This window comes from Halorubrum sp. AJ67, from assembly GCF_000513435.1.
In genome coordinates, this window is the sequence record NZ_CBVY010000022.1 from 40,746 (window position 1) to 42,133 (window position 1,388).

1 protein-coding gene and 2 pseudogenes are annotated in these 1,388 nt (G+C 69.5%); 2 read left to right on the plus strand and 1 reads right to left on the minus strand.

Going from position 1 to position 1,388, the window contains the following annotated elements:
* Nucleotides 1-156: pseudogene (locus BN903_RS13885) on the plus strand (shikimate dehydrogenase); the annotation flags it as partial.
* Nucleotides 157-588: 432 nt separating this feature from the next.
* Here the strand turns inward: BN903_RS13885 and BN903_RS13890 are convergent.
* The gene (locus tag BN903_RS13890; protein WP_048078296.1) at nucleotides 589-1,047 is read right to left on the minus strand and encodes a hypothetical protein; all 459 of its coding nucleotides are present in this window, start codon (nucleotides 1,045-1,047) and stop codon (nucleotides 589-591) included.
* A gap of 103 nt (nucleotides 1,048-1,150) precedes the next feature.
* Here BN903_RS13890 and BN903_RS13895 point away from each other — a divergent pair.
* Nucleotides 1,151-1,388: pseudogene (locus BN903_RS13895) on the plus strand (helix-hairpin-helix domain-containing protein); the annotation flags it as partial.

Below are 1,388 nucleotides of genomic sequence, written 5' to 3' on the forward strand. Positions count from 1 at the left end.
GACTGCCTGCTCCGGGAGGCGGCCGACGCGGGCGCGACGACGGTCGACGGCGCGTGGATGCTGCTGTACCAGGGGGTCGAGGCGTTCGAGATCTGGACCGACGAGGAGGCCCCGATAGAGCCGATGAACGCGGCGCTGCGGGCGGAACTGGAGTAGCGCGGCGAGGAGACGGGATCGATAGGAAACGACTGGCCTGCGGTGCGGTGGCGCGCGCCTTCGAGCGCCCGCTAGGGCGCGAGGAGCGTCGCGCGAGGGAGTCGGCGGTGACCACCGGGAGCCGCCGACGAGGCTGGGGAGGTGTGAGGTGCTGTGCGGGGCGGGGCTCGAAGGGGCAGCCGCGAGACGGACAGAGGCGACGGCAGGACCGCAAGGAGCGAGCGGAGCGAGCGACTGAGGACCGCACCGAGCGTCTGTCCGTCTCGCGGCTGGGGCTTCGGTGGTCGTCTCGTCGACAGCAACCGTGTCGTGCCGAGCGCCTGGGGCTTCGGGAGCGTCCGTGTCGATCGGCGATTTATAAGGAGCCTTCAGCTATCGGTCGTTTCGGCCAGAATAACCACTAAAATCGACCGTCGACAGATCCGAGTACGCTTAAAACAGCGTCGGGCTGGCGAGCAGGCCGGCAGTGACGATCAGGCCGACCGAGACCGCCGACGCGCCGTAGAGGAACGGCTTGGCGTCGCGGGCCGGCTCCCGGAGCTTCCCCGCGTCGAGCCCGTCGGCCAGCTTCGAGCCGGCGACCTCGACGAGACCGGTCCCGACGAACCACAGCCCCAGCATCGTCAACACGAGGTGGCCCCGGGGCGTCCCGGTCAGCGCCTCGAACGTGTACAGGTTCCCGGCCATGTGGCCGCCGGAGAGGACGAACGCGACCGCGGCGATCCGGGTGATCCACCGCAGGCGACCGACGACCGAGCCGAGCGCGTCGCCGCCGATGTCGCCGCGGAGCGCGGGCGGGAGAACGGCGAGAGTGACGAAGAGCACGCTGCCGACCCAGAGGACGGCGAAGCCGACGTGGACCGACCACATGACGGGGTTGATAACGTCCATACCATCGGAACGGGCCGTCCCCACTTATAAACCGGCGGGACGGACCGCCGGACGCTTGCGGCGGAGAGGGTTTTTAAATATCTCGCACGTGTAACCGTCGGCAATGGCCCTACTTCAGAAGCTCAAAGAGAAGCTCGGATTCGGGAGCGGCTCCGCCGAACGCGAGTCGGCCGAGACCGAAGTGACCGTCGAGCGCGAGTCGGAACCGGCCGTCGACGCGGCCGTCTCCGAGGGTGACGACGGCGCGGACGACGCGGAGACCGACGACGCCGAAAGTGACGACGCCGAAAGCGACGACGCGGAGCCGGTCGCCGCCGGGACGGAGGCCGCCGCCTCGACCG